The sequence below is a fragment of the Escherichia sp. AM3 genome (genome assembly GCF_032029835.1).
In the GTDB taxonomy this organism is placed as follows: Bacteria; Pseudomonadota; Gammaproteobacteria; order Enterobacterales; family Enterobacteriaceae; genus Escherichia; species Escherichia coli.
Genome location: NZ_JAVUPQ010001377.1, coordinates 1 through 230, shown reverse-complemented (window position 1 = coordinate 230; position 230 = coordinate 1). Strand labels below are relative to the sequence as shown.

The following is a 230-nucleotide window of genomic DNA, read 5'->3' as shown; positions in this document are numbered from 1 at the left end:
ATCCGTACTGGAAGGCGAAAACGCGGTACAGCGTCACCGCGATCTGCTGGGTGCAACCAACCCGGACAACGCGCTGGCAGGTACTCTGCGCGCCGACTATGCAGACAGCTTCACCGAGAACGGCACCCACGGTTCCGACTCTGTTGAATCTGCTGCGCGCGAAATCGCATTCTTCTTCGCTGAAGGCGAAGTGTGCCCGCGCACTCGCTAATAATTTCGTAAATGCCGCG

Annotated in this window: 1 protein-coding gene; it reads left to right on the top strand. The window is 58.7% G+C overall.

What is annotated here, in order from left to right; translation table 11 throughout:
- Positions 1–211, top strand: a 211-nt coding sequence (locus tag RTW80_RS31120; RefSeq protein WP_310855100.1) for a nucleoside-diphosphate kinase, incomplete at its 5' end; no start/stop codon positions are given.
- Positions 212–230: the final 19 nt, after the last annotated feature.